The organism is Litorilituus sediminis, assembly GCF_004295665.1.
Lineage (GTDB): Bacteria > Pseudomonadota > Gammaproteobacteria > Enterobacterales > Alteromonadaceae > Colwellia > Colwellia sediminis.
Window position 1 is genome coordinate 1,555,371 of record NZ_CP034759.1, and the last position, 25,879, is coordinate 1,581,249.

The window sequence follows — 25,879 nt, forward strand, 5'->3', positions numbered from 1 at the left end:
TAACTACAATAGTAATTTCACTATATATGCTGTACTTCATCTGCCGGTGGCATAGCAGAGTCTTGAACGGTTAATAATACCACGCAGTGTGCAGCGACACCTTCTTTTCGGCCGGTGTAGCCTAAGCGCTCAGTAGTGGTTGCTTTAACGTTAACTTGCTCAATATCACAGAGCAGTTCTTCAGCTAAGGTGGCACGCATCTCCTGCAAAAATGGTGATACTTTAGGAGCTTGCGCAACAATAGTTAAATCAATATTACCAATTTGATAACCTTTTTCTTGCATTAAGCTAACCACATGACGTAATAAGATTCGGCTGGAAATATTCTCATATTGGCCATCGGTATCAGGAAAGTGATTACCTATATCAGCCAAACACAATGCTCCTAAAATAGCATCACATAAAGCATGAATAGCCACATCGCCATCAGAATGTGCAATAAACCCTTGCTCAAACGGAACTTCTACACCCGCAAGAACTAATGGCCCTTGACCGCCAAATTTGTGTACATCAAACCCGTGCCCTATCCGCATAGTAAATCCTTATAAATTCTCATTCTTTGATGACTTACCCTTAGATAAGTTCTCACTTTGTCTATTTAAATAAAATTCAGCTAAGGCTAAATCATCAGGGTGAGTAATTTTTATATTCTCACTGCTCCCTAGCACCAAGTGGCTAGGTAATTGTGCCAATTCAATGGCTGATGATTCATCCGTTATTGTCAGATCATTTGCCAAGGCTTGCTCAATTGCTTGCTTTAGCTCATTGGTTTTATACATTTGCGGGGTCAGTGCATGCCAAAGCTGTTCCCGCTCTACGGTATGCTTAACGCAAGTATCGCCTTGCTGTTGATAACCACGCTTCATGGTATCTCGAACAGGCGCAGCCAATAGGCCGCCTTGCTCTAAGGTAAAACAGCATTCAATAAGCGCATCGATATCTTGATGGCTAACACAAGGTCTTGCCGCATCATGAACCAACACCCATGGATATTCATCTACATCAATTGCATGTAAAGCGTTTAAAACAGAATGAACTCGCTCTTTACCGCCATCAACTCGGACTATATCAGGGTGTGTTGCCAATTCAGACTCAGCAAAGTACTGATCTTCATGACCTAATGCTAAAACAACATGGCTAATATTAGGGTGCGATAAAAGTCGTGTTACCGTATGGTGGAGAATGCTTTTACCGTTTATTTCTAAGTACTGCTTAGGGCAGTTTGCTTGCATACGCTTGCCAACACCCGCTGCTGGCACAACCGCGACAACCTTTTGTTGAGACGATGCAATTAAAACCTTAGACACTAAGGTGTTTCCTTTTGTTTAATTTTATCTTTGGGAATGATGCGAAAAAATGTTTCGTTCTCTTTGATCATACCAAGCTCGTTTCGAGCTCGCTCTTCGATTGCTTCAACACCAAGTTTTAAATCGTCGGTGTCAGCATACAAGAGTTTATTTCGCTGTCTTAACTTTTCATTGGCAGCCTGTTGGCGCGCTACATCTTCTTTTAATGCTAGGTAATCAGGCACACTGTTTTTACCGAACCAAAGTCGGTATTGCAATAAAGAAAAAAGCACAAACAATATTGCGGTAAAGGCGCGCATAACTACTCAATAATGAATGAATAAGCTCTTTAAAAAAGTGTTATTCATTAGCTAAAATTATTTGCCTTATTATACGCAAGCCACTTTAAATTGCGAGTACGACAAACGCGCTAAAGGAGTTTAGCTTACAGGGTCAGCGGTTTTTTAAAATTCTGCCAATTAATGCTACAAGAAAGTAACAATTCTCGCAGAGATAGCATAGACGGAGGGACTTTTTTATTATCTTGCCAGCGATGACCTGAGCAAGCCGCTTGCATAAGTTTCTTATTGGGTTTTAACAACTGATAGGCTTTTTTGCTACAAATGCTATTGTCACTTGCGCTAGCTGACAATGAAAACCAACCAGCCACATTGGTTCTTATACGTAAGTTTTCTCTATCAAGGCGATCAACACAATCGAGTAAAACTCTTTGTTGAAAATACACAGGGACGACTAAACCTAAGCTAATATCTTTTGATAAGTACCAAGCACAAATAGACGCATGCTCTTGCCCTGACATAGGTAATTTACTCGCTTGTTTACTCGACCAACTGGCATTTTGCACATCAAGCTGCATCGGAGTTTGTGCTTGCACCATTAGGTGGGCTGCTCGACTAATATAGTGACTTAGGCTTAATAATCGCCCCTGCAAGACACTAATATTGTTAAATTCACCTTGAGCAAGTATGCGAACTTCTCGCTCATACAAAGCGTTACATAGCTCTGCATAATCAGAAGAGTTCGCTTGTTCTTGCCAAAGGCTCACTTGGGTCATAAAAGTGCCTCGAAGAGTTAATTCATGTTTTTACATATATTCTAGCAGTAAACAACAAGCAGAATAGCCAGCACCAAAAGAGCATAATACCGCTTTATCACCTGAGACTAAGCCTTGTTTATGCTTGTGCAATGCAATAATACAACCCGCTGAGCTGGTATTAGCATATTCATCTAGAATGATTGGCGCTTCTTCAGGTAAAGGATCTCGTGCTAGTACTTTTTTAGCAATAAAGTTATTCATGTTGATATTGGCTTGATGCAAATACAAACGCTTAATATCTTGAGGAGCTAATGCCAGTTTACTCATTTGTTCAGCAATTAAATTACTTACCATAGGGAGTACTTCTTTAAATACTTTTCGCCCCTGCTGAATAAAGAACTTATCTGCTGCTAAAGCTGTCTCTGGTGTACAAACATTGGTATAACCGATATTGCTGCGAATATTATTAGAAAACTGCGTTATTGGTTGCTCAGCAATGATTTTAAAAACATGTTCACTAGTTGCCGTTGTTTCATCTTCAATAACACTTGCCGTAGCAACATCACCAAAAATAAAGTGGCTATCACGATCGCGGTAATTAATTTGTGGCGAAAGTATTTCAGGATTAATCACTAAGACTGTTTTTGCTGTGCCGCTGCGAATCGCATTGGCGGCATTGATAATACCAAAAGTTGCCGCTGAACAGGCAACTAGCATATCAAATGCCCAACCACCACAGCCAAGTGCTTGTTGAATTTCAATCGCCATGGCAGGATATGAACGCTGCGTATAAGCACAAGCGACAATAATTAAATCTATATCATCAACACTTTTATTCGCCGCCTCTAGCGCCTGCTTTGCCGCCTTTACGCCAATTTCAGCTTGCATAGACAATTCATCATTAGCGCGCTCAACAAAGCGCGGTGCCATAGTGTTAACGTCTAAAATATGCTTTTTCGCCATAACATAGCGGCTTTTGATCCCTGAAGCCTTTTCAATAAAAGCACTATCTGACGGTGAAAGCGCTTCAAGTTCACCCGCTGCAATAGCTTGATGATTTTCTTGATTAAATCTTTCAACGTACTCATTAAAGCACTGAACTAATTCATCGTTTGAAATACTTTCAGGTGGTGTAAACAACCCGGTTCCACTAATGACCACAGACATAATTGTTTCTCACGTTAAGGATAACTAAATCACTAAATTTAATTTTAAATTGTTATGCTTAGGCACTGTATTTTATTTTACCGACGATGTCGATTTTTGCACAAATAAACTAATTAATACCAATTGAATTAACTATTTAATCATTCAGCGAGAATTAAAAGGCTTATAGGCAAGGCATTGATTGCAGAGAATGGTTATCCCTTGTCAAAATCAATAACACAGCATATGAGCCTTTTAAACTCGCCCTTGGGAGCTTGTCAGGAAGATGATAATTTTACAAATTTCTTGGCTGGAGAATGACTACAGCGGCATAAATTTGCTTTATTCTCACCTCCCTGACATAGCTCTGAACTGGTCAAATAATTATTTCACTTGGTATAGCTTATCGCCTGCACCGTAATAATTACACTACAAATAATACTAGCGCTCGGTATTCCAACTAAAGAAATAAGAGCCTAACAGTAAAAATAGCGCACTCATCAGCAGTAAAATATTCACGTGATAACTAATATCAGCCAGCGTAGCGCCTTCTGTTATCACTTTTCTCGCGCCAGCAACCAAATGCGTTAACGGCAAAAAGTCAGCAAGTACTTTTAACGGCTCAGGTGCACCTTCTAAACTAAACCAAACGCCAGATAACAACATCATTGGCCAGGACGCCATATTCAGTAAACCGCCAATCAATTCTTCACTTTTACTGCGACAAGCCACTAATAAACCTAGGCTAATCAAAGAAAAACCACCTAAAGCACCTATTACTAGTAAATCCCAATAACTACCTAGCATGAAAAAATCAAATAAGAAATTACAACCGAGATACACCACAGACGACATAAACATGACAATAAATAGTCGCGACAATAACTGAGCTGAGACAAACTCAAATGCTGACAGAGGCGTTGCTTTTAAGCGCTTTAATACCGAATTTTTACGATAGCGAACAATGACGTAACCGACACCAAACAGACAGCTAAACATCATATTCATCCCTAAAACACCCGGTAAAACCCAGTCAACATAGCGAATACTCTTCCCTATGGTGACTAAACGCTGAAAATCTTGCTGCTCTGATAGAAAAATTTTCTCAACCAAGTAACTTTTTGACGACAGCTCATTAATCCAATACTGCTTATTGTCAAAATCAACCAGTAAGTCCAGCGCATGTCTGTTTAATTTAGCCTTAGCTTCATCTAAACCTTGATAGTTAATAAAATCAATAAAGCGCGTTTGAGTAAAAGCATGCCCAAGCACTTGGTCTTGTTCACTAATTATGCCAACTTTATAGGCAGAGCGACCATCTCCAGAAAAGATAAGTGACATACCAACCAGTAGTAATACGGGGAAAAACAAGTTCCAACCCAGTGAAGATTTATCTCGAAAAAACTCTATGTTTCGCGCTTTAAATACCGCCAAAAAACGACTTAAATTCATATTGCGTCCCTAATAAGGTTTGCTTATAGCAATGGTTAAGATTGTAGCGAATGACCGGTTAACTTTAAAAATAAGTCATCTAAATTTGCAGACTTAACGTGTAAGCCATCAAGTGGTACTTTATTCTGCATTAATAAGGCAAGCGTTTGCTCAACATTACCACTACTTATTTCAATGCGATCAGATAAAACGCACCAACCATGCTGCTCAATCAGGGCAGGATCAACTTGAGCAAGTGGCAAATAAATAAATACTTCTTGAAAATGTTTGCTTAATAATTGATGTGGCGTTCCCGTTTCTATGATCTTGCCTTTATCCATAATGACAATATCATCACATAACTGCTCGGCTTCATCCATGTAATGCGTTGTTAATATTATGGTTTTATTTTTCGCTTTAATGTTTTTTATCAATTGCCAAAAATTTCGGCGCGCATGAGGATCTAAACCTGTGGTTGGCTCATCTAAAAAGACTATTTGAGGATCATTAATTAACGCCAGTGCCAATAACAATCGCTGTCTTTGACCGCCAGATAACAAGCGATTATCTCGATTTAAAAAATCACTTAAATCACAGATCTCAATTAAGGTTTCTTGCGGCAAGGTTTTATCATAAAACGATGCAAATAAATTCAAGGTTTCTTTTACCGTTAAAAAATCTTGCAATGCGGTATGCTGAAACTGAATACCAATTTGTTGTGAAATATGCTTATCGACTGCTTTTCCTTGATATAAAACCTGACCAGAGGTCGCGCTTATAATGCCTTCCATTATTTCAATGGTAGTTGTTTTTCCTGCGCCATTTGGCCCTAAAAGACCAAAACAATGACCTTGCTGAACTTCAAAGCTAACATTATCTACAGCACGAACTTCTTGATAATGTTTACTCAAGCCTTGAACAGATATTGCTGCACTCATAGTAATTCCTTAGAAAGATAAATAGGGCGTGTTGAGCTTTGTTTATAATATCAACAAAGCTCAAAACGCCCTACCACCATTGTACTAAATAATGCCAAGATTGATAGTCAATCGACACTTAAGCTTATCCTGCCAAGCAGCAAATATATCCGATACATTTATTGATACAGAACAAAATGATAACAATTATCATTTGCATAAAATAAAATTCTATTTTATTTTTAATTCATATTGACATGCAAACACGGCAGTTTGGCAAGTGCTCAATAATTAAATCACTAGGAGGGAATATGGCATTACCAGCATCAACAGAATTCACCCGTATAGAGAACTGGTTAACTTTATTGATAACCACTTATAAACAAACCCCTAGCTACGGCTTAGCGCAAACTATTTGTTATTACCTAAACAAATTACTTAATCATGATGATTTTAACTATTGCAAAAGCAAACGTTGCGATTATTTATCTATGCAACGCTATTGGCGCTGGCAAAGTCAAAAACGCTAATAAGGCAAATAGTATTCGCCAAATATTATCTAAGTATGAATCTAAATATTAATCTAGATATTTGGCGATATACTGCTGTATTGCTTGATTTAACGCCTTTTTACCTGATAAGTGATGTTTTTTACAGGTATCTGCAATGGTGTGCTTTTGCATTAACCTTGCTACTAAAAACAAACACTCTGCTTGCTGCGCTTTACTCGCGCCAAGTAAATGCTGTTTAAACCACAAGTACAAGCTATAAACACAATGACTGTATTGCCGATAACCTTGGCAAAAATCCTTAACGCTTTCACTATCATGCTCACTTAACTTGGCATTAAGCTCTTTTGGGCAACTAGCTAAGATCATGGCGATAAGCGCACTATCGACTAACTGATACTCATCAACGAGCAAATGATAAAAGCTTAAATAAAACTGACTCGCTAAAGTGTTAAGCACAGACTTGGCCTTATGATCAGTTGCGTTAAGCACTAAGGCAGAATGTTCACCGCTAGCCTTATCTTTACTAAAACCTAGCTTTACCATATGGAAACCTTGCTGCAACCAAAAGCTTAATAAATCTGCATTAGCAGCAAAACTTGCCCCAACAAAATCATAGCCTTGCTTATGCGCATAAGCTTTCACTTGTGACATCAACAAAGCCCCTAATCCTTGCTGCTGCATCTGCGGATGAATTGCAATGCGCATTACCCGCAAATAATCAAAATTAAAGGCATTACCATAGCCGCATTGGCTTAATAAAGCTTGTGGTAAAAACTGGCTCTTAAAGCGCCTTTTACCTTGTTTTATTGCCAAAACATCTTTTGCAGTTAAGCCTGCGCTCTTGCCTTCTTTTAATAATAAGGCAACCCCGACAACTTGTGACGAAGCTGCCTTGGTGCGCATGATAATAAGTCGAACACTTGGGTTATCGAGCAACAATTTTAAATCACTTGGCTTAGTTTGATAGTGAGCAGTCACCAACACTGAAAACACCTGGGCTAATAAAGCCTCATCTGCTGCTAGTTGAGCTATGTCTATTTGCTGAAAGTGATATGAGCTATCAGCAGAATCGCTTTGAGCTGAATCATTTGTTTTGCCTAACGGCTCAATCTCTGTCAGTTGAGCGTTTAACAAGCCGACCTTAAAAACGAGTGCTTCTAAAGGGTCATTATTACCCCAACGAATGGGGTCATTAATATGATATTTTTGCCACTGCGGCGTTTTTGTAGCAAGTTCTTTGGTAAATTTTAACGTAAAACCGCGCCCAGCACCTTCATAACCATGCACAGTGCTTGAAAAAACCAAACGGTGATAATGCCCTAACAATGCTGATAATAAATAAACAGGAATAGCGGCCGCTTCATCTACTAAGAGCAAACTTAATTGCCTAGGTGTTTGAATAACATCATCAATGGCAAAAAACTCTATTTGACCATGTTCATGTATAACACGATTTTGTACCACTTGAGATGCAGGTAAACTCCGTTGTAATTGCGCATAAAACACTGACAGTGACTGTTTATCGGGGGCAGTAATACCAATATGCAAATTTTCCTGATTATCACCTTTAGTTAATAACAACTGCGCACAAGCAATTGCAAGGGCAGAAGACTTACCACGTCCCCTATCAGCAGTTAATACTAAAGGACGCTTTCTATGCCCCCGATAAACATTAACAATGGCCTGTACCGCACAGCTCTGCTCCTGGGTAATACTACCATTTTCATCATGTGATAAAGCGGTGAGCTTAGAATCTAAGTGATGATTTTCAGATAAATTAAGGGCCTGATTAAGAGGGTCATTTTCGCTGTGTTGTTTAAGATATATATGTCTACTATCTAAGCTGACAAAATGCAGAAATCGTTGTAAAAAAAGACTTTTGGCGTCTTGTTGCGCTGGTGAAATAACGACAAACATTAGGCCACCGGCTTTAATCGTGCCAGAAAGTGCAGCAAAAGCATCAATATTAAATTGTGAATCAGCAAACACAATAGTGCGGCTTTCAGTGCCTAAATGATCATGAAACCTTTGATAAGAAACATTGGCAGGAAAGACTTGGCTATCACCATAAACCAGTAATGCAGAGTCAGCTTTTATCTGTAAGAAAGAACAGATAGGCGTTATAAATGACTTAGCCCATAACTCATCACCTGCTAATACCATCAGACGGCGCTCATTACTTACCCAAGGCAACTTAAAAAAGTCATCACACCAAGCAGACATTTGCTGACTGACCATAAACACAAAAAACCTAAGGCAAAGTAAAATTAGCCTAAGTTTATCAAGCTATTGATAATAGACCAATATATAAGCATTTAATCAGTTACAAAAAAATGTTTGAAAATACCCTTGTATTTGCCTATGTTGATACATATCTATCATAATTATTTTTAAGGGCTAGTTGAGCTCTGCTGTTCGCTTTAGCAACAAAGTGCAATTAGCCCAGTTAACCACCATGAAAATGATAAGGCAGAAACAATGGTAAATGATATTGACGATGACTTCTCTGATGATTTGAGCACTGATAGTGAATCAGCAGATAGTACTGACACCAATATAGAAAGCAGTACACTTGCAGATAAAAAAGCGCAAGAACAAGCACAAAAGAATGTGCTTGCCAGAAAAAAAATTGATGAATTAATGGAGAAAAAGCGCCTAAAAGAACTTTTAGACGACAGTGAAGACTGGTAATTGATGACCCGCTTCACAAGCTAAACAAAAAATTCCCTGCAAGTGTTAAACACGACAAAGCACTTGCAGTTATCTCCTCTCAAACAAATCTGAAGCTAAAGCAGCTTTACTATTGCAATCATAGTTTTAATATCTAAAATACACCTACTTTGTTGTACAAATACACACAAGCTATGACTCTTTTTGAAAAACTCCGCTGCTTATTCACGTTTGGTCAAGGTGTCGCACTACCCTTACCTAAAATATCAGCAAACACTAGCCCGCTTGAGCTCTTTGAGCACTGGTTTGAGGATGCCAACAAATCAGGTATTTTATTGCCCGAATCAATGTCAGTAAGCTCCTGTGGCAATGATGGTCAACCGAGTTCTCGTATGGTTTTACTAAAAAGCTATGACGATGCAGGTTTTGTTTTTTATACCAATTACGCCAGTCGAAAGAGCCAAGAGTTACAAGATAACAGCAAGGTTGCCTTACTGTTTCATTGGAACGTGCTACAAAGGCAAGTTCGCATAGAAGGTACAGTAGAGAAAGTAAGTGCACAAGAATCAGCAAACTACTTTCACAGTCGTGATAGAGGCAGCCAAGTCGGTGCATGGGCTTCAAAACAAAGCCAAAAGCTTGAACACGATAATGAACTAAGCGAACGTATGGCACACTTTAGTGAAAAGTTTGCTACAGGTGAAGTACCACACCCTGAGTTTTGGGGGGGCTGGCGAGTAAAACCACATTATATTGAGTTCTGGCAAGGGCGCGCTAACCGCTTGCATGACAGAGTGTGTTTTCAGTTAGTTGATGGCAACTGGCAACAGCATAAACTGCATCCCTAATATTAACGCTATGACGATAAACGTGTTTACTAATAACACGTTTATCGAATAATGTTATTATTCTTCCTTTACCCTAACTTTTCCTTAGCTGCAGGCGGCTTAGGAATGACTTTAGGCTTTTTACAGTTAGGACTATTTTCTTGCTGATATAACGGCATTGACTGTGCTAAATGTGCATTTAATTGCTTGATCCGTGTCTGGTTTGACGGGTGCGTAGACATAAACTCTGCTGGTGCATTACCACCTAACTTATCCATATTTTGCCATAGCTTAATACTCGCCTTGGGATTGAAGCCAGACTTTGCCATCAACTCTTGACCAACAATATCCGCTTCACTTTCATGTGAACGGCTATAAGGCATAATAACGCCATATTGCAAGCCAACACCAAGACCCGCCATCCATAAGCCTTTATTTTCTAGATCACTGGCGCCAACAGCAACCGTCGCCACCGCCATACCTATGTTAGATAACTTATTGGCAGATAAACGCTCATTTGAATGATGTTCAATTACATGACCAACCTCATGACCTATAATGGCGCCTAATTGGTCTTGATCTTCCGTTACATTTAAAATGCCAGTGTAAACACCTATTTTGCCACCAGGTAAAGCAAAGGCATTAACTTGCGCCGAATCAAAAACCACCACTTCCCACTCGCCCTTATGAGCAGAAGCAGGCACATTTTTGGTAATCGCACTTGCGACACATTGAACGAATTCATTGGTTGCTTTATGGCTACTTATCGGCGTTTGCTTTTTCATATCTTCAAACGAAGCTGCGCCCATTTTACTCAGCTCAGTTTCTGAAAATAACATCACTTGCTTTCTACCTGTCGTCGAGGTTGAACAAGCGCTTAAGGCAAGTAAAGCAATGCAAGCGAGAGAGGCTGTTTTCATAATCATTCCATCTTTATCAAAGTATCGCTATTTTAAAAACTAATTCACTAAATTACTATATGCCACTGAGGTAAAATTTTTACCAAGACCATAAAACAAAAAGCTCAGCCTAATGCTGAGCTTTTCATCTTTCAGATATAGCTTAACTGGCTATACCAATCGAATTAACCACCAACTAAAGCCAATAAAATACCCGCAGCAACCGCAGAGCCAAGAACACCGGCGACATTGGGTCCCATGGCATGCATCAATAAGAAGTTATGCGGATTTGCCTCTAAACCAACTTTATTAGCAACCCTTGCCGCCATAGGTACCGCAGATACACCGGCCGCACCAATTAGCGGGTTAATCGGCTCTTTAGAGAACTTATTCATCACTTTAGCCATTAATACCCCCGATGCTGTACCAATTGAGAAGGCAACCGCACCTAAAGCTAAAATACCTAGCGTTTCTACATTTAGGAATGATTCAGCACTTAGTTTCGAACCTACACCTAATCCTAAGAAAATGGTCGTAATGTTAATTAACTCATTTTGTGCGGTAGAGCTTAAGCGATCAACAACACCAGCTTCACGCATTAAGTTACCCAAACAAAACATACCTACAAGCGGTGTTGCTGCGGGTAAGAAAAATATTGTCATTAACAACACACCCAATGGGAAGATGATTTTCTCAATCTTAGTTACATGACGTAACTGCGCCATTTCAATCTTACGCTCTTCTTCATTAGTTAACGCTTTCATAATTGGCGGCTGAATAATGGGTACTAAAGCCATATACGAGTAGGCTGCTACTGCAATGGCGCCCAATAGTTCAGGAGCTAATTTCGAGGCTAGAAAGATCGCTGTTGGTCCATCTGCACCACCAATAATGGCAATAGCAGAGGCATCTTTTAAGGTAAATTCAATCCCCGGGATCACATTTAAAGCGATAGCACCAAATAAGGTGGCAAAAATACCAAATTGCGCAGAAGCACCTAACAGCAAGGTTTTCGGGTTTGCTATCAAGGCACCAAAGTCAGTCATAGCACCCACGCCCATAAAGATGATCAGTGGAAAAATCCCCGTATCAATACCAGCGTAGTAAATATAGTGTAATAACCCGCCTACTTCTGAAAAGCCAGCCACAGGAATATTCGTTAAAATGGCACCAAAGCCCATAGGCAATAACAACAGCGGCTCAAAATTCCTAGCTATAGCTAAATACAGCAAGCCACAGCCAACGAGCATCATAATCACTTGGCCTGTTTCAAAGTTAGCTAGGCCCGTTGACATCCACAATGTATATAATGAATCCATGCTAACTCCTATGAAAAGCCTAGCAAGGCATCACCAACAGCAACCGAGTCGCCTTCTTTGGTGTATAAGGATACAATCTGACCTGACGTTGAGGCGCGCACTTCTGTTTCCATTTTCATCGCTTCCATAATGATGACAACGTCACCCGCTTCAACATGATCACCTTCACTCACAAGCACTTTAAAGATATTACCGGCAAGTGGCGCGTTTAATGTTTCTTCTGCCGAAATAGAAGCTGACTGTTTAATTGCTTCATCACCAACAGGGACACTAACCGACTCAATAGAGCCGCCAGGAGCAACGACAACATCGTATACTTTACCATCAACACTAACGGCATAACTTTCTGGCGCAGTAGCTGATGCAGACGCTTTAGACGCTGGCTCACTAGTTTTAACTGCTGCTTGTTTTGTTGGCACTGGCTCAAACGCTTCTGGGTTATTTCTATTCTCTAAGAACTTCAAGCCTATTTGCGGGAACAGTGCATAAGTTAATACGTCATCAATAACATCATCAGCTAAAGTAATATTCTTTTCTGACGCTAGCTCTTGTAGTTCACTTGATAGCTTATCCACTTCTGGATCAAGTAAGTCAGCAGGGCGACAAGTAATGACGTCATTACCATCAAGCACTCTGTTTTGTAAATCTGCATTCACTGGTGCTGCAGTGGCGCCGTATTCGCCTTTTAATACACCTGAGGTTTCTTTGGTAATAGACTTATAACGCTCACCTGTTAGTACATTTAACACCGCCTGCGTACCGACTATTTGCGAGGTTGGTGTCACCAGCGGGATGTAACCTAAATCTTTTCTCACTTTCGGAATTTCAGTCAGCACTTCATCGAACTTATCAGCAGCACCTTGTTCTTTTAATTGGTTTTCCATGTTAGTTAACATGCCGCCAGGAACTTGCGCACTTAAAATTCGCGCATCAATACCTTTTAAGCTGCCTTCAAACTGTGCATACTTTTCTCTAACATCACGAAAATAAGCGGCAACCTCAGCAAGTTTATCAACATTCAAACCCGTAGCACGTTCTGTACCTTCAACAATTGAAGCTATGGTTTCGGTAGGTGAATGACCATAAGTCATACTCATAGAAGAAATTGAGGTATCAATAACATCAACGTCACTATCAATGGCTTTCATTTGCGTAGCAACACTTAAGCCTGTTGTTGCATGACAATGTAAAGCAACCGGTAATGACACCGTTTCTTTTAATTGACTAATCAACTCTTGCGCATCATAAGGCTTTAACAAACCAGACATATCTTTGATACATAGAGAGTGTGCGCCCATATCTTCAAGCTGCTTAGCCATAGTTAGCCAGCCTTCTAAAGTATGCACAGGACTTTCAGTGTAACTTAACGTCCCTTGTGCATGAGCACCTACTTTTACTGCGGCTTTAATCGATGTTTGCAAATTACGTACATCATTCATGGCATCAAAAATACGGAAAACATCAATACCATTTACATGAGCGCGCTCAACAAACTTTTCTACCACATCATCAGCATAGTGACGGTAACCTAAAATATTTTGACCACGAAACAGCATTTGTTGCTTAGTATTTGGCATAGCCTTTTTTAATTCGCGGATACGGTGCCAAGGATCTTCACCCAAATAACGAATACAAGAATCAAACGTTGCTCCCCCCCAAGATTCAATTGACCAGTAGCCCACTTCGTCCAGTGTTTTGGCAATTGGCAACATATCTTCAAGTCTCAACCTAGTTGCAAGCAACGATTGGTGCCCGTCTCTTAATACAACTTCAGTAATTCCTAATGGTTTGCTCATGATAGTACCCTTTATAATTTTATGATTTAGGTTGCGAGTGTTGCTGACGATAGCGTGTAACAGCACTACTGATGGCAGCAACAACGGCAGGAGAAACCTCACCTTGCGCTAATTTTTTCGGTTTGCGATCTGAACGAGCTTTTGGTTTGGCAACCGGATCAGGAAACTTAACCGATAACTTGGCCAAAACCGTATTAATAAAAATAATTAGTAAGCTTAAAAAAGCGAATACAAATACCATACCGGCTAACATTAATGTGCCAGCTTCGATAAATTGCAGCTGCATATTGTCCATTTTTTAGTCTCATTCAAAATTTGTACAATTAGAATAATCACTCCAATCACTAAATTGCAAATGGTTTTAGTCCGTTTCAGAAAAATAATTCCCCGTCAATAGCAAAAAACGCATTTATTCAGGCTTTTTTCAATAAATATGCATGCAATTTCGCATATCTTAATATTGTATACATTATCACTTATATGAATAACAAGACTTTCAAGAGAAAATAACACAATTGGATACAATATACATGCAGACTCACTTTATTCACAAAGCGTGAATATTATTTCACACATGCGTTTTAAAAATAAGCAAGTTTTATCAACTATCCTATATAGAACTAAGAGAGTTAGCAGTGAAAATAACCTAGGTTTGTTTTAAACATAGAGCAAGTTAATCTGCTTTTAATAAAAGCAATACAAGTGGCAAGATATTCATTTACATCTTATACCAATTTGATTAAATATTTAGTCACTTAGAGTTACAAGAATAGCATTAGAACAAACAAGGTTTATGAAGATATAGTCGTTCTACATCAAGTAAATATTGTGCAGTTATCATGTTATTCTTGAACTCCCAAAGGGCGAGTTTAAAAAGCTTATATGCAGCGTTGCTAATTTTAACAATGGAATAACCATTCTTTGCAATTAGCGCCTTGCCTATAAGCTTTTTAATTCTCGCTAAATGATCAAATACTTAATTAACTTGGTATTAATTTCTCATGCAATGCGCTTGTCTCAATAGAAAGTGAGCAAGAAGTTGTTTGAAGCGCAGATATTTAGCTGGCTAGTCGAATGGGAATTTCAGGCAAAAAAAAACCTAGCTAAAAGCTAGGTTTCTTATGTGGCGGACGCGGCAGGAGTCGAACCTGCGACCGCCTGGTTCGTAGCCAGGTACTCTATCCAGCTGAGCTACGCGTCCGCGGTATGAAAATTTCTTTAGTCAGCCTTAACATTAGCTGATTTGCCATTGATTGCCACTTAAATTGCTAAATAAAAGTGGCGGACGCGGCAGGAGTCGAACCTGCGACCGCCTGGTTCGTAGCCAGGTACTCTATCCAGCTGAGCTACGCGTCCGCAATGGCGGAGAGGGAGGGATTCGAACCCTCGATCCGGGATAAACCAGATACTCCCTTAGCAGGGGAGCGCCTTCGGCCACTCGGCCACCTCTCCAGTGGGTGCGAATATTAATGGATCTCAGAAATAAGTCAAACATTTTTTAGCATTTATTTGTCTTTTTGAATCGTTTGCTGACAATTCAAACAATAATGCTAGTTTTTAACCATTCTGCTACTAATGACCAGTAAAAAGACAGCTACTGAGAGAGCTTTTTGTCCTTAGTATATCGATCATAAATTGTGTATAAATTAGCACTCTAGAAAAATAGGCAAAAAAAAGCACCACATAATGTGGCGCTTCTATGGGTAATATCACTCAATAAATTAAAGCTTATTACCAGATACTTCCGTATCACCTTTTTCAGCTTGTATACGCATGTAAATTTCTTCACGGTGTACTGAAATCTCTTTTGGCGCATTAACACCTATTCTTACTTGATTTCCTTTAACGCCTAAAACAGTTACGGTGACTTCATCACCTATCATTAAAGTTTCACCTACGCGTCGTGTTAATATAAGCATTATATCTTCCTTTTCTAAAAAATGAGAATCACTAAAAAAATATATATAAGCTAGTAATATATAGAATTAGTTTCTTTTTACTCAACTCCCTATTAAGTAATAGTAAAGTTTTCATAAAAAATCATATTTCATCAAAATTACTTTATTCCCAAAGCAAAATTAATGAGCTTTAATCAACTGACAAAAACCAAACTAAGGTTGTCAGTTTAGTAAGCGGCATATTAACAAGCTTTCTATGCCCTTGAATAGTTTTATAGCGACTTTTTAACCGTAAAACTGTTATTTATTGTCCTGAATCAGTGTTTCTTTGTACTGTTTTAACTACAAGGTTAATTTCGTTAACATTAGCTTTACAAGAGACAAAAAAAGGAAGCCAAGGCTTCCTTTTTACTGTTGATAACTTTTTATAGCTTTAACAGGAAAGATTAGCCTAACTTTTCTGTTAACCAAGGCTGTACTGATGCTAAAGCACTAGCGATATTTTCTGGCTGACTACCACCTGCTTGAGCCATATCAGGACGACCGCCCCCTTTACCGCCAACCTGTTGAGCAACCATATTCACTAACTCACCCGCTTTCACTTGAGCAACTAAATCTTTAGTTACGCCGGCAATCAAGCCCACTTTACCGCCATTTGCCGTTGCCAGCATAATAATACCTGATTGCATCTTATTCTTAAGCTCATCAACCATACCACGTAAGGCTTTGCTTTCTACACCATCTAAGTCAGCAATAAGCACTTTCACACCATTAATTTCTATGGTGTTGCTTAGCAAGTCTGAACCAGCCTGCGCCGCTAATTCTTGCTTTAATTGGCTAATTTCTTTTTCAAGCTGCTTAGTACGGCCAATTAATTGCTCAACCTTAGTAGCAACATTAGCAACATCAGTCTTAACTAAAGAAGCGACACCAGATAAGGTTTCCGCTTGTTGGTTAATAAAATCTAAAGCGGCATTCGCAGTGACCGCTTCAATGCGTCGCACCCCTGCGGCAATACCTGATTCTGATACTATTTTCAGTAAGCCTATATCACCGGTGCGCTCAACATGAACACCACCACATAATTCAATTGAGAAATCACCTAAGGTAACCACGCGAACTTCATCATCGTATTTCTCACCAAACAATGCCATAGCACCTTTCGCTTTGGCTTCTTCGATATACATAGATTCTGTTTCTTTCACGTGATTTCGGCGAATTTCCTCATTTACCATGCGCTCAATAGTTTCTAGCTCCTCGGCTGTTACCCCTTCAAAATGCGAGAAGTCAAAACGAAGCTTTTCAGCATCACATAAAGAGCCTTTCTGAGTTACATGCTCACCTAACACTTTGCGTAGTGTCGCGTGTAATAAGTGAGTTGCTGTATGGTTTTTAACAATCGCCGCTCGACGTTCAACATCAATTTCAGCTTTAACGCGACGATTAACGCCCATATCAGTACGAGCAACGCCTCGGTGAGCAAAAGCATCACCTAGTTTTACCGTATCTTTAACTTCAAAAACGCCGCCATCTAAATGTAATAAGCCTGTATCACCTACTTGACCACCAGACTCGGCATAAAATGGCGTTCTATCTAAAATAACAATGCCTTCTTCACCTGCATTAAGCTGGCTTACTGGCTCCTGATCTTTGTTATTAAATAATTCAACAATCGTTGCTGAGTATGAATCGTTATCGTAGCCTTTAAAGCCCGTTTTATGATCTGATTTTAACTGTTGATTGTAATCAGTACCAAATTGGCTCGCCTGTTGAGCTCGCTCACGTTGCAGCCCCATAGCAACATCAAAACCATTATGATCAATATTAAGCTGGCGCTCTCTGGCAATATCTGCAGTTAAATCAGCCGGGAAGCCGTATGTGTCATACAGTTTAAAGACATCATCACCACTGATAGTATCGCCTTCTAGGTTTTCTAGAATCTCTTCTAGCAACATCATGCCGCGATCCAGCGTGCGACCAAATTGCTCTTCTTCAATACGCAATAATTTTTCAATAATATGCTGTTGTTGTACCAACTCAGGATAAGCTTCGCCCATTTGCTCAATCAGTGAAGCCACTAATTTGTGGAAGAAATGCCCTTTCGCTTCAAGTTTATGACCATGGCGAATGGCGCGACGAATAATACGACGTAGTACATAACCACGACCTTCATTAGACGGGACAACACCATCAACGATTAAGAAACAACAAGAACGAATATGATCACTAATTACACGTAATGATTTATTATCTAAGTCATTACAATCAAGCAAAGCGGCAGTATCTTTAATTAATGCTTGGAATAAATCGATTTCATAGTTGCTGTGCACATCCTGCATAATGGCAGAAATACGTTCTAAGCCCATGCCGGTATCAATCGATGGATTCGGTAATGGCTCCATATCACCATTGGCTTGGCGATTAAACTGCATGAAAACAATGTTCCAGATTTCAATAAATCTATCACCATCTTCATCTGGTGAACCCGGAGGACCACCAAAGATTTCTTCACCGTGATCATAAAAGATTTCAGAGCAAGGTCCACATGGGCCAGTATCACCCATAGACCAGAAATTATCTGATTCATATTTCTTATTTGGTGATTTATCGCCAATACGAATGATCTTTTCTTCTGGAACGCCTATGTTATTTTTCCAAAATGAAAAAGCTTCTTCATCGGTTTCATAAACAGTAACTAATAGCTTTTCTTTTGGTAAGCCTAACACCTCGGTTAAAAATTCCCACGCATAGCTAATGGCATCTTCTTTAAAGTAATCACCAAAACTAAAATTACCTAACATTTCAAAAAACGTATGATGGCGTGCAGTATAACCAACATTTTCTAAATCATTATGCTTGCCGCCTGCTCGCACACAACGCTGTGCTGAGGTTGCTCTGGTATAACTGCGCTTCTCAGCGCCTAAAAACACATCTTTAAATGGCACCATACCAGCATTGGTAAATAGTAAAGTTGCATCATTACCAGGAACAAGAGAGCTACTCTTGACTATTTGATGCTGTTTGGTGGCAAAAAAGTCTAAAAATGCCTGACGTACTTCGGCGGTGCTTCTAATCATGGGGTTCTCAATAATTCAATCTATTAAAACTGGGTACTGCTTTCTCTTTACAGTAACTTATCTATTTTGCTTAATAAGCTTGCTCACTGGCATTAATTACCGTCATGGTTTCTTCGTGAGAAAAGCCACGGTATTGTAAAAAGCGAATTCTTTTGGCTTTATCTTTCTGATCGCTAATGGTCTTTATACCAAAACGCTTATTATACGCAAGCTCGGCTTGAAGATACCAATCAATTTCACAGTTTTTACGCAAATCGTGAATAATTGTTGAACAAACCCCTTTTTGTTGTAACTCGTTAGCAATATATCGCCAGCCATAACCCCGACTTGCTCGATACCGACAAACACTTTCGGCATATCTTTCATCTGACAGATAGTTTTTTTCTAGCAATATGCTCATTGCATCATCTATTTCTTGCTCATTGAACTCGCGCTGGCGTAATTTTTGTGCCAGTTCATGTTCAGAATGTTCGCGCCGAGCTAACAAGCCAACAGCACATTGTAAGGCAGTTTGCTTCACTGTGGGTTCTTCTTCGTGGGTTAAAAATCAGGTAGGGACAGCTGCTGCTCACGCTGTTGGCTCTCTTCAAAACCTAGCGTTAAACCAATTAAACGAACTCCTCTTGAGTTAGCTCGCTTATAAGCTTTAATAAATAAATCCTTAAACAATGGCTCAAAACAACGGTTAGATTGCTGCTCCACCGTGGTTTGATTAAAGTCAGTAAATTTTAGTTTAATCCCCTGTCGCACTATAATTCGTTCATTGTACTTATCAAGTCTTTTTAATTACTTTTGATACAAGCTAGCTATCAAGCTTAAGCTTTCTTCTTGATTATCTATATCTCGTGCCAGGTCGTTTCAATTACCAAAGGTTTACACTGCCTACTCACTTCTCATGCTCACAAACAAAATAAAAGCGACACTAAGGTCGCTTTCTTAAATTTATGTGATGTGATAATAGCTTCTATTCTTCGAGGTCAAGGATAAATACAGTAACCCCTACTAAACTATCAATCATAATATGAATAATCATCTAATTCCGTTTGTCTCTTGAGTATCGCTTCATCTTTAAGCTGCTCAATCTTTTGCCATAATGGTATTACTTTTTTTCGACGAGTTCTCATTGGAGAAGGTTTACCCGTTGTGTATGAAATTTGGAATTTATCTTCCCACTCCTCTTCCTCTTCCTCATCGTAATCAAAGTCTTCAATGCTCATGCTCTTTATCTCTTAATTGAATTAATCAAACTATTGGTAATTTTACCCGTTTAAATTTTTAATAAGCTCGACGTTCTGTGCATAAGACAAAAGATTGTTGTCATTTGCTTCAAGCTCATTTTTAATACAAACTACTAAGTAATCGATTAGCTCGTTTTCATCAATCTCCCATTCTTTGGTATCTATGATGCCTAACGATAGAATTTCCTTAGCTAACTTCAACTCATTACTCATATGTTGTTCGTTATTCATCACCCTTTTTATTTATGTGAGCTATCATTTCAGCGTATGTCGAAAATTGCTTAAAGCCTGAATCAACTAGCTGATAATTAACACAGTTCAAGATATGCTCATCAGTACCTTCCTCATCAGACAGTGTATCAGTACAGTAATAGAAATATTCCTCTACCTGAGACGGCGGAGCTAAATTTTCTGATCCAATTTCTGTCGCAACTGCATTTAGTGTCACTAACAAACTAAACACGATTAATTTGCTAAGTTTCATTGCTTTTCCTTAGGGATTAAATTTATGGCTAAATCTATGGCTGAGCTTGAAAAAAGAAAAGCAAATAATAATTGTCGATGTGACAAAATTTATTTAGCTTCATGAAAGGGCAATTAGCTAACCTGATGTGATAATCTCCTCCCTTATTCGACATCAAGGTGTCATGATTGAAGTGTAAACAAACAATCAAAGCTGAAGTTAACTATGAAATGCAATAAATACATTAGCCGCATCAATGTAAAAATGCTCACCTAAAGCTTGTCGTCCCTGCAACATTAAGTAAGTCATATCCGACCTATATGTTAACGTGATTGACTCTGTTATCAGCAAACAAGGCATTGTAAAATATGTTAACTTTATTAGGTAACAAAGCAAAAACAACTAAAAGCTTAGCAGGGTAAAGTCTTCAATATGAATGTGAAAAAACTAAATCAATTAGCAATTTATAGTGGCTCTATTGAAATAGCCAACTGGGTTACTTCTACACTCAATTTAACCTCATTAATTATCGACAATATCTACAAGTTTGAAAAAGCAAGTGATTTAGCCGATAAAAAATTCTCACTTATTATTGTTACTCAAGAGAAATTCAAACCTCTTCATAATCACCTATCTAAAACAGGAAAATTATTACCTATCCTAGTAATTACCAATGAATTTGACGGTTTTAACCTACCAAAACACAGTAAGTTAACCATCGATACCATTCCATTACCAGCAATTACCATAAGATTACTTGAACATGGTATCAAGTCTGTTATGCAAGATTTCAGGCTAAATCAAAAGCTTACCAACTTGGCTCATTATGACCCCCTGACAGGGGCTGCTAATCGCTTATTATTTAAAGATAGATTGACGCAAACATTAAAATCAGCAAAGCGAAATAAACGAGCCGTAAGCCTACTTTACTTTGATTTAGATGATTTTAAACCTGTTAATGATCTGTACGGTCATGACGTTGGTGATGAGCTACTAAAAAGGTTTGTCAAGTTAGTATCATCGGTATCTAGAGAAACAGATACCATAGCTCGGTTCGGTGGCGACGAATTTGTACTATTACTGCCTGACACCTTAAAACCTGAATTAGAATTAATGGCAAAAAAAATAGTCAAGTGTCTATCTAAGTCACAACAAATTAACAACCTAGATATCGAAATAAAATGTTCAATCGGTGCAACTTCTATAGCGATTATTGGCGAACTAACAAAAGCATCAAAAGAGTTATTAGAATCAGCTGATAAAGCTGTTTATCAAGCTAAAAAAATTAAAGGCACTCATTACATTATTAATTAATTTAAGGCGAACATCACCATCAAAAATTATTGTCGTTAGGTTAATTATTTTTAGCTTTTCAATTAAATACTTAGCCACTAAAGTTATCTAACTTAAACGTAAATGAGTATATCTATGAAGTGGCTAAAAATTAATACAGTCGATATTGCTTTGCTACTATTTCTATTAATAAGTTATTTAATTGCAACATATTTTACTGCCTAAGCTTTGGTGTATTAACTTAAGAAAATTAAAGTTGCACCGCCTAAAAAGACAAAAAATCCCACAACATCAGTTACTGTCGTTAATATCACAGAGCCAGCAATAGCAGGATCTACCCCAAATTTTTCTAGAACTACAGGAATGTAAACACCTGATAACGAAGCGACAAGCATATTTATAACAATTGAAACCGCGAGAATGAGAGCTAACGTAGCGTTTTCAAACCAATAATGGCAAACAAAAGCAACAAGTAAAGCCCAAAACAAACTGTTTATTAAGGCAACTAAAAACTCTTTATTTCTTAATACACTCAAGTTACCTTTACTTATTTGACCTGTCGCCAAACCTCTTATCGTTAAGGTTAGCGATTGGCTTCCGGTGATCCCTCCCATGCTTGCTACGATTGGCATTAATACCGCTAGCGCGACAACTTCAAGTAACACCTTATCAAATACGCCGATTACAATTGACGCTAAAAATGCAGTAATTAAGTTAATTCCAAGCCATACAGCTCTTCTTCTAGAACTAAGTAGCACTGGAGAAAATAAATCCTCATCACTTACGTTACCCATATGGGCAACTTGTGCTTCATAAAAAACTTGGAAAACATCTAAAGCGTCTTGGATTGAAAATATACCGACAAAGCGCCCATCATTACTTATAACGGGCAAGTAGTTTCTTTGACTTTCTTTTACTAAATTAGATGCATCTAATAGTAGTTGAAGATCATTTAATGTTGAATCGCTTGTATTGACCAATTCAGCGATTTTTTCTTTATTTTTTGCGTTTAACAGCTCATTGATAGAAATTTCACCTATGAAGTGCATATCTTTATTAACAACAATAAAATTGCTTGATTCTAATGTGTTTTCACCACTTTTAATTTCAGCGATAACTTCTGCAACATTTTCATTTTCGTCAATGGTATAAACTTGTTGATTCGCGTAACGTCCAACCTGATCTTCTTTATAACTAAATGATACTTTTACTTGAGATTGCGCTTCAGGAGATAGCTTTTTAACAATCCTACGAGCAGTTTTTTGAGGAAGTGCTTCTAATATTTCAACAGTTTCTACCTGCGTACTGGAACAAACGGTTTTTTCTATCGACTTTTGCGGAAGTACAGCAAGAAATTGCTGCAAGGTATCTTCATGAAGTTCCACTAAAATGGCACTGTTTAACGACGCATCAATATGCGGCCACAGTTTTAACCTAATATCATTAGTTAAGCCTTCCAAAATGCGCGCCCACTGCCCAGCATTAAGCTCGCTATAATGTGAAGGTAACTGAACTTGCTCCTGCTCTAGTAACTCTATAAGCTCATTAATTTCAGTTATCTCTGTTAAACCTTCCACAAATACTCTCCTAATTAATGCTGCAAGCAGTGATTCCAAATTTCAAAAAAATCAGTCGTCAGTTTTTGTTCAATCTCAATGGCATCCTCAATAGGACAAAATGAACTAAAGGACCCCTTAATCTTGCCTATGTCTGTTGTTGATACCTTAACACTTGGCTCAAGGCCTGCAATCTTACATCGAGCCTATTTTCAATTAATGCGTTATAACGCTTTGCAACCTCTTTAAACCCACTACAATACTCTTGCGGTTTACCTTTTAATTGAACAACTAATTCGATTGGCATTATACCAGTGTCTTCTCGAATAATGTCAAAAGAGTGATTGACATTGAGCCTCATAAAATTAAGGTTTTTTATTGACGGCAATCTTTACAAAAAGCTCCTTCAGCCTATTAATTAAATCTTCATTGTTATTGTTTTTTCTATAAACCATAAAAATTGAACGCTTAATTTGAACAGGGGCTTCTATTTCAAATAACTCGTATGATTCAACATACTCCTTAATCAGCTCTGTCGGCAAATAGGCAAATCCCCCTTTTGACATAATAACTTCAAGGGCAATCATTGCCGCAGTGGTTTTAAAATGAGGCGTGACTTTATGATGTAAAGCATGCTCCTTTTTAAAAGTAATTCCCCAATCAACTAATATGTAATCTTCAACATTTTTGTCAAATTCAGGTTGACTACCGACGAGAGATAAATCGAAATGCCCAATAAGTTCGTTAGTAAAATCATCGTCTTTTATTGGATCCATTAAGAGTCCAACATCTAAACTTTTATCATCTAATTTTCTTTGAATGACTTCTCTAACCGAAATTTCAGTGCCTAGTGCAACATTGACAAAGAGCTCCATCGCATCATGAATACGATTACTAAAAAATGCATCCCATACATTCGGCGTAGCTGCAATGTTGAAAGAAGTTTTTTGGTGGTTGGCTAATGAAATTGCTAGTTTAGATTGCTCCATTTGACTCACCATCAAATAGGCATGAGCAATCAATGCTTCGCCTGAGGGCGTGAGACGTAAATTGTTTTTCTCTCTTACAAACAATTGAGTAGAGTAAAATTCTTCTAACTGTTTTATACGAGCGCTTACCGCCGCTTGAGTGATATATAAGGTTTCAGCAGCACGGCCAAAGTGCTTATTTTCTGCTACCGCTATGAAAGTCTTAAAAACTCGGGTATCCATTTGTTATGTCCGTCATTCATCAATGTCGCTAATGTAATTAAAAGTAGTCGTGGCAACAAATATTTTTTAATGAATGTCTTTTCTCTTACATTCTGCAAACACTATTTAGGTTTGCTTTTGTGAAAAGATTAACTCTGTTTTTATATATGGCTAAGGTTTAGTATTAGTCAAACTCTAAGCCGAGCTGGACGCTATTTTCCTCAGGCTCTTTTAACCCGATATGAATACCAAGTAACCTTACAGGCTTTCCCTTTCCCCTACTCATTGCTTCCAATAACAATACTTTTAACAAATCTAAACTAATTTCACTAGCTTTCTGATCTTTTGTTGTTTGTTGAAAGTCGTTAAATTTAACCTTTACGCCAAGCTTACTCATAGCACGAGTCTCAAGGTACTTCGATGAACGACGCCTCAATTCTGGCAATAACTTGTCAACTATTATCGATTCAAGTTCACTCTGCTCACTGATGTCAAACTCAAAAGTTCTCTCAACCCCTACGGACTTTCGTATATGTGATACTTGCACCTCTCTATCATCTATTCCGTGACTTCGCTTCCATAGTACGTGACCATACTTTCCAAACTTGCTTGCCAAGAAACCTTCATCAGAACGCCTTATATCACCGCAAGTTTCAAACCCAAGCTCCTTAAGCTTATCAAAAGTTACCTTACCTACACCGGGGATCTTTTTTAGTGGCAACGTTTCTAAAAACTGCCATATATTCTCTGGTACAATGGTACATTGACCATTGGGTTTGTTAAGATCGGAAGCGATTTTAGCGACAAATTTAAGCGGAGCAATCCCTGCCGAAGCTGTTAAGCCTGTAGCCTTTAGAATCTCCTCTCTTATTTCCTGGGCAATTAAGGTCGCAGATCCTTGATGAAGTGAGGATTCAGATAAATCTAAATAGGCTTCATCGAGTGACAATGGCTCGATTTTATCTGTGTATTTTTCAAATATGCTATGAATAATTTGGCTAGTCTCTTTATACACCTCCATTCTTCCCTGGACGACAACAAGATCAGGGCATTTTTTAAGTGCCAATCCAATTGGCATCGCCGAGCTAACGCCATACTGTCTTGCAATATAATTGCAGGTTGAGAGAACCCCTCTTCGATTAGATTTACCGCCAACAGCAACTGGCTTATTAGCTAAAGATGGATTGTCTCTGATTTCAATCGAGACATAGTATGCATCCATATCAATGTGCGCGATCTTTTTCTGCATGAAGTTAATAAGAGGGCATTTGATGATCAAAAACTTATGTACGCATATATTTTTT

26 protein-coding genes and 3 tRNA genes are annotated in these 25,879 nt (G+C 38.5%); 4 read left to right on the forward strand and 25 right to left on the reverse strand.

Annotated features, from left to right (window positions below; all coding sequences use genetic code 11):
• Positions 1 to 20: 20 nt before the first annotated feature.
• The 7 genes from ispF to EMK97_RS06955 form a co-directional block, all read right to left on the reverse strand.
• Positions 21 to 533 carry a 2-C-methyl-D-erythritol 2,4-cyclodiphosphate synthase gene (gene ispF / locus EMK97_RS06925; RefSeq protein WP_130600676.1) on the reverse strand — a complete coding sequence of 171 codons (513 nt, stop codon included), beginning with the start codon at positions 531 to 533 and terminating at the stop codon, positions 21 to 23.
• 9 nt (positions 534 to 542) lie between these two features.
• Entirely contained in the window at positions 543 to 1,232 is a 690-nt protein-coding gene (gene ispD, locus EMK97_RS06930) for a 2-C-methyl-D-erythritol 4-phosphate cytidylyltransferase (RefSeq protein ID WP_246028935.1), read from the reverse strand.
• A gap of 74 nt (positions 1,233 to 1,306) precedes the next feature.
• Complete coding sequence (ftsB, locus tag EMK97_RS06935; RefSeq protein ID WP_130600678.1) at positions 1,307 to 1,606, reverse strand: cell division protein FtsB; 300 nt, start codon at positions 1,604 to 1,606, stop codon at positions 1,307 to 1,309.
• Positions 1,607 to 1,731: 125 nt separating this feature from the next.
• Positions 1,732 to 2,361, reverse strand: a complete 630-nt coding sequence (locus EMK97_RS06940; RefSeq protein ID WP_130600680.1) for a hypothetical protein — start codon at positions 2,359 to 2,361, stop codon at positions 1,732 to 1,734.
• A gap of 30 nt (positions 2,362 to 2,391) precedes the next feature.
• The gene (locus EMK97_RS06945) at positions 2,392 to 3,513 is read right to left on the reverse strand and encodes a beta-ketoacyl-ACP synthase III (RefSeq protein WP_170176818.1); all 1,122 of its coding nucleotides are present in this window, start codon (positions 3,511 to 3,513) and stop codon (positions 2,392 to 2,394) included.
• A 417-nt stretch (positions 3,514 to 3,930) separates the two neighbouring features.
• Complete coding sequence (locus tag EMK97_RS06950; protein ID WP_130600684.1) at positions 3,931 to 4,941, reverse strand: ABC transporter permease; 1,011 nt, start codon at positions 4,939 to 4,941, stop codon at positions 3,931 to 3,933.
• A gap of 35 nt (positions 4,942 to 4,976) precedes the next feature.
• Positions 4,977 to 5,858, reverse strand: a complete 882-nt coding sequence (locus tag EMK97_RS06955) for an ABC transporter ATP-binding protein (protein WP_130600686.1) — start codon at positions 5,856 to 5,858, stop codon at positions 4,977 to 4,979.
• A gap of 290 nt (positions 5,859 to 6,148) precedes the next feature.
• Between EMK97_RS06955 and EMK97_RS06960 the strand changes: the two genes are divergently transcribed.
• The gene (locus tag EMK97_RS06960; protein WP_130600688.1) at positions 6,149 to 6,367 is read left to right on the forward strand and encodes a hypothetical protein; all 219 of its coding nucleotides are present in this window, start codon (positions 6,149 to 6,151) and stop codon (positions 6,365 to 6,367) included.
• Between the two features lie 48 nt (positions 6,368 to 6,415).
• Here EMK97_RS06960 and EMK97_RS06965 read toward each other — a convergent pair whose 3' ends face one another.
• Complete coding sequence (locus EMK97_RS06965; RefSeq protein WP_246028903.1) at positions 6,416 to 8,587, reverse strand: GNAT family N-acetyltransferase; 2,172 nt, start codon at positions 8,585 to 8,587, stop codon at positions 6,416 to 6,418.
• A gap of 240 nt (positions 8,588 to 8,827) precedes the next feature.
• Here EMK97_RS06965 and EMK97_RS06970 point away from each other — a divergent pair, with 240 nt between their 5' ends.
• Positions 8,828 to 9,040, forward strand: coding sequence for a PA3496 family putative envelope integrity protein (locus EMK97_RS06970; RefSeq protein WP_130600690.1), 213 nt, complete (start codon positions 8,828 to 8,830; stop codon positions 9,038 to 9,040).
• Positions 9,041 to 9,213: 173 nt separating this feature from the next.
• Positions 9,214 to 9,867, forward strand: coding sequence for a pyridoxamine 5'-phosphate oxidase (gene pdxH / locus EMK97_RS06975; protein WP_130600692.1), 654 nt, complete (start codon positions 9,214 to 9,216; stop codon positions 9,865 to 9,867).
• 68 nt (positions 9,868 to 9,935) lie between these two features.
• Here the strand turns inward: pdxH and EMK97_RS06980 are convergent, their stop codons facing one another.
• The 14 genes from EMK97_RS06980 to EMK97_RS07045 form a co-directional block, all read right to left on the reverse strand.
• The gene (locus EMK97_RS06980; protein ID WP_211342279.1) at positions 9,936 to 10,766 is read right to left on the reverse strand and encodes a M48 family metallopeptidase; all 831 of its coding nucleotides are present in this window, start codon (positions 10,764 to 10,766) and stop codon (positions 9,936 to 9,938) included.
• Positions 10,767 to 10,930: 164 nt separating this feature from the next.
• The gene (locus EMK97_RS06985; RefSeq protein ID WP_130600696.1) at positions 10,931 to 12,064 is read right to left on the reverse strand and encodes a sodium ion-translocating decarboxylase subunit beta; all 1,134 of its coding nucleotides are present in this window, start codon (positions 12,062 to 12,064) and stop codon (positions 10,931 to 10,933) included.
• 8 nt (positions 12,065 to 12,072) lie between these two features.
• Entirely contained in the window at positions 12,073 to 13,860 is a 1,788-nt protein-coding gene (gene oadA, locus EMK97_RS06990) for a sodium-extruding oxaloacetate decarboxylase subunit alpha (protein ID WP_130600698.1), read from the reverse strand.
• A 19-nt stretch (positions 13,861 to 13,879) separates the two neighbouring features.
• Positions 13,880 to 14,155, reverse strand: a complete 276-nt coding sequence (locus EMK97_RS06995; RefSeq protein WP_130600700.1) for an OadG family protein — start codon at positions 14,153 to 14,155, stop codon at positions 13,880 to 13,882.
• Positions 14,156 to 14,984: 829 nt separating this feature from the next.
• Positions 14,985 to 15,061: transfer RNA gene (locus tag EMK97_RS07000), tRNA-Arg, on the reverse strand.
• A gap of 78 nt (positions 15,062 to 15,139) precedes the next feature.
• Positions 15,140 to 15,216, reverse strand: a tRNA-Arg gene (locus EMK97_RS07005).
• A gap of 4 nt (positions 15,217 to 15,220) precedes the next feature.
• Positions 15,221 to 15,312: transfer RNA gene (locus EMK97_RS07010), tRNA-Ser, on the reverse strand.
• A gap of 269 nt (positions 15,313 to 15,581) precedes the next feature.
• Positions 15,582 to 15,779, reverse strand: a complete 198-nt coding sequence (gene csrA, locus EMK97_RS07015; RefSeq protein ID WP_130600702.1) for a carbon storage regulator CsrA — start codon at positions 15,777 to 15,779, stop codon at positions 15,582 to 15,584.
• A 425-nt stretch (positions 15,780 to 16,204) separates the two neighbouring features.
• A complete protein-coding gene (gene alaS, locus EMK97_RS07020; RefSeq protein ID WP_130600704.1) occupies positions 16,205 to 18,835 on the reverse strand; it encodes an alanine--tRNA ligase in 2,631 nt (876 codons plus the stop codon).
• A 70-nt stretch (positions 18,836 to 18,905) separates the two neighbouring features.
• Positions 18,906 to 19,355, reverse strand: a complete 450-nt coding sequence (locus tag EMK97_RS07025) for a regulatory protein RecX (RefSeq protein WP_130600706.1) — start codon at positions 19,353 to 19,355, stop codon at positions 18,906 to 18,908.
• 20 nt (positions 19,356 to 19,375) lie between these two features.
• On the reverse strand, positions 19,376 to 19,585 hold the full coding sequence (locus tag EMK97_RS07030) for a hypothetical protein (RefSeq protein WP_130600708.1): 210 nt from the start codon (positions 19,583 to 19,585) through the stop codon (positions 19,376 to 19,378).
• A 260-nt stretch (positions 19,586 to 19,845) separates the two neighbouring features.
• The gene (locus EMK97_RS07035; RefSeq protein ID WP_130600710.1) at positions 19,846 to 20,052 is read right to left on the reverse strand and encodes a hypothetical protein; all 207 of its coding nucleotides are present in this window, start codon (positions 20,050 to 20,052) and stop codon (positions 19,846 to 19,848) included.
• A gap of 42 nt (positions 20,053 to 20,094) precedes the next feature.
• Positions 20,095 to 20,304, reverse strand: coding sequence for a hypothetical protein (locus EMK97_RS07040; RefSeq protein WP_130600712.1), 210 nt, complete (start codon positions 20,302 to 20,304; stop codon positions 20,095 to 20,097).
• Positions 20,297 to 20,557, reverse strand: coding sequence for a hypothetical protein (locus tag EMK97_RS07045; RefSeq protein WP_130600714.1), 261 nt, complete (start codon positions 20,555 to 20,557; stop codon positions 20,297 to 20,299). Before EMK97_RS07045 ends, EMK97_RS07040 begins: the two co-directional genes overlap by 8 nt.
• 411 nt (positions 20,558 to 20,968) lie before the next feature.
• Here EMK97_RS07045 and EMK97_RS07055 point away from each other — a divergent pair, with 411 nt between their 5' ends.
• Entirely contained in the window at positions 20,969 to 21,850 is an 882-nt protein-coding gene (locus EMK97_RS07055; RefSeq protein ID WP_130600716.1) for a GGDEF domain-containing protein, read from the forward strand.
• A 215-nt stretch (positions 21,851 to 22,065) separates the two neighbouring features.
• Here EMK97_RS07055 and EMK97_RS07060 read toward each other — a convergent pair whose 3' ends face one another.
• The 3 genes from EMK97_RS07060 to dinB all read right to left on the reverse strand — a co-directional run bounded on the left by EMK97_RS07060 (position 22,066) and on the right by dinB (position 25,824).
• Positions 22,066 to 23,406: a magnesium transporter gene (locus EMK97_RS07060; RefSeq protein WP_170176731.1), complete on the reverse strand. Its 1,341-nt coding sequence runs from the start codon at positions 23,404 to 23,406 to the stop codon at positions 22,066 to 22,068.
• 344 nt (positions 23,407 to 23,750) lie between these two features.
• Positions 23,751 to 24,596 carry a LysR family transcriptional regulator gene (locus EMK97_RS07065; protein ID WP_130600720.1) on the reverse strand — a complete coding sequence of 282 codons (846 nt, stop codon included), beginning with the start codon at positions 24,594 to 24,596 and terminating at the stop codon, positions 23,751 to 23,753.
• Between the two features lie 163 nt (positions 24,597 to 24,759).
• On the reverse strand, positions 24,760 to 25,824 hold the full coding sequence (dinB, locus tag EMK97_RS07070; RefSeq protein WP_130600722.1) for a DNA polymerase IV: 1,065 nt from the start codon (positions 25,822 to 25,824) through the stop codon (positions 24,760 to 24,762).
• Positions 25,825 to 25,879 lie beyond the last annotated feature (55 nt).

Bases quoted from the DNA above. Each gene is read 5' to 3' on its own strand.
- EMK97_RS07035 (WP_130600710.1), bottom strand. From the start codon at position 20,052: ATGAGCATTGAAGACTTTGATTACGATGAGGAAGAGGAAGAGGAGTGG.
- EMK97_RS06940 (WP_130600680.1), bottom strand. From the start codon at position 2,361: ATGACCCAAGTGAGCCTTTGGCAAGAACAAGCGAACTCTTCTGATTAT.
- alaS (WP_130600704.1), bottom strand. From the start codon at position 18,835: ATGATTAGAAGCACCGCCGAAGTACGTCAGGCATTTTTAGACTTTTTT.
- ftsB (WP_130600678.1), bottom strand. From the start codon at position 1,606: ATGCGCGCCTTTACCGCAATATTGTTTGTGCTTTTTTCTTTATTGCAA.
- oadA (WP_130600698.1), bottom strand. From the start codon at position 13,860: ATGAGCAAACCATTAGGAATTACTGAAGTTGTATTAAGAGACGGGCAC.
- EMK97_RS06995 (WP_130600700.1), bottom strand. From the start codon at position 14,155: ATGGACAATATGCAGCTGCAATTTATCGAAGCTGGCACATTAATGTTA.
- dinB (WP_130600722.1), bottom strand. From the start codon at position 25,824: ATGCAGAAAAAGATCGCGCACATTGATATGGATGCATACTATGTCTCG.
- EMK97_RS07040 (WP_130600712.1), bottom strand. From the start codon at position 20,304: ATGAATAACGAACAACATATGAGTAATGAGTTGAAGTTAGCTAAGGAA.
- EMK97_RS07045 (WP_130600714.1), bottom strand. From the start codon at position 20,557: ATGAAACTTAGCAAATTAATCGTGTTTAGTTTGTTAGTGACACTAAAT.
- ispF (WP_130600676.1), bottom strand. From the start codon at position 533: ATGCGGATAGGGCACGGGTTTGATGTACACAAATTTGGCGGTCAAGGG.
- EMK97_RS06985 (WP_130600696.1), bottom strand. From the start codon at position 12,064: ATGGATTCATTATATACATTGTGGATGTCAACGGGCCTAGCTAACTTT.
- EMK97_RS06960 (WP_130600688.1), top strand. From the start codon at position 6,149: ATGGCATTACCAGCATCAACAGAATTCACCCGTATAGAGAACTGGTTA.
- EMK97_RS06955 (WP_130600686.1), bottom strand. From the start codon at position 5,858: ATGAGTGCAGCAATATCTGTTCAAGGCTTGAGTAAACATTATCAAGAA.
- EMK97_RS06950 (WP_130600684.1), bottom strand. From the start codon at position 4,941: ATGAATTTAAGTCGTTTTTTGGCGGTATTTAAAGCGCGAAACATAGAG.
- pdxH (WP_130600692.1), top strand. From the start codon at position 9,214: ATGACTCTTTTTGAAAAACTCCGCTGCTTATTCACGTTTGGTCAAGGT.
- EMK97_RS06965 (WP_246028903.1), bottom strand. From the start codon at position 8,587: ATGGTCAGTCAGCAAATGTCTGCTTGGTGTGATGACTTTTTTAAGTTG.
- csrA (WP_130600702.1), bottom strand. From the start codon at position 15,779: ATGCTTATATTAACACGACGCGTAGGTGAAACTTTAATGATAGGTGAT.
- EMK97_RS07055 (WP_130600716.1), top strand. From the start codon at position 20,969: ATGAATGTGAAAAAACTAAATCAATTAGCAATTTATAGTGGCTCTATT.
- EMK97_RS06980 (WP_211342279.1), bottom strand. From the start codon at position 10,766: ATGAAAACAGCCTCTCTCGCTTGCATTGCTTTACTTGCCTTAAGCGCT.
- EMK97_RS06970 (WP_130600690.1), top strand. From the start codon at position 8,828: ATGGTAAATGATATTGACGATGACTTCTCTGATGATTTGAGCACTGAT.
- ispD (WP_246028935.1), bottom strand. From the start codon at position 1,232: ATGCAAGCAAACTGCCCTAAGCAGTACTTAGAAATAAACGGTAAAAGC.
- EMK97_RS07065 (WP_130600720.1), bottom strand. From the start codon at position 24,596: ATGGATACCCGAGTTTTTAAGACTTTCATAGCGGTAGCAGAAAATAAG.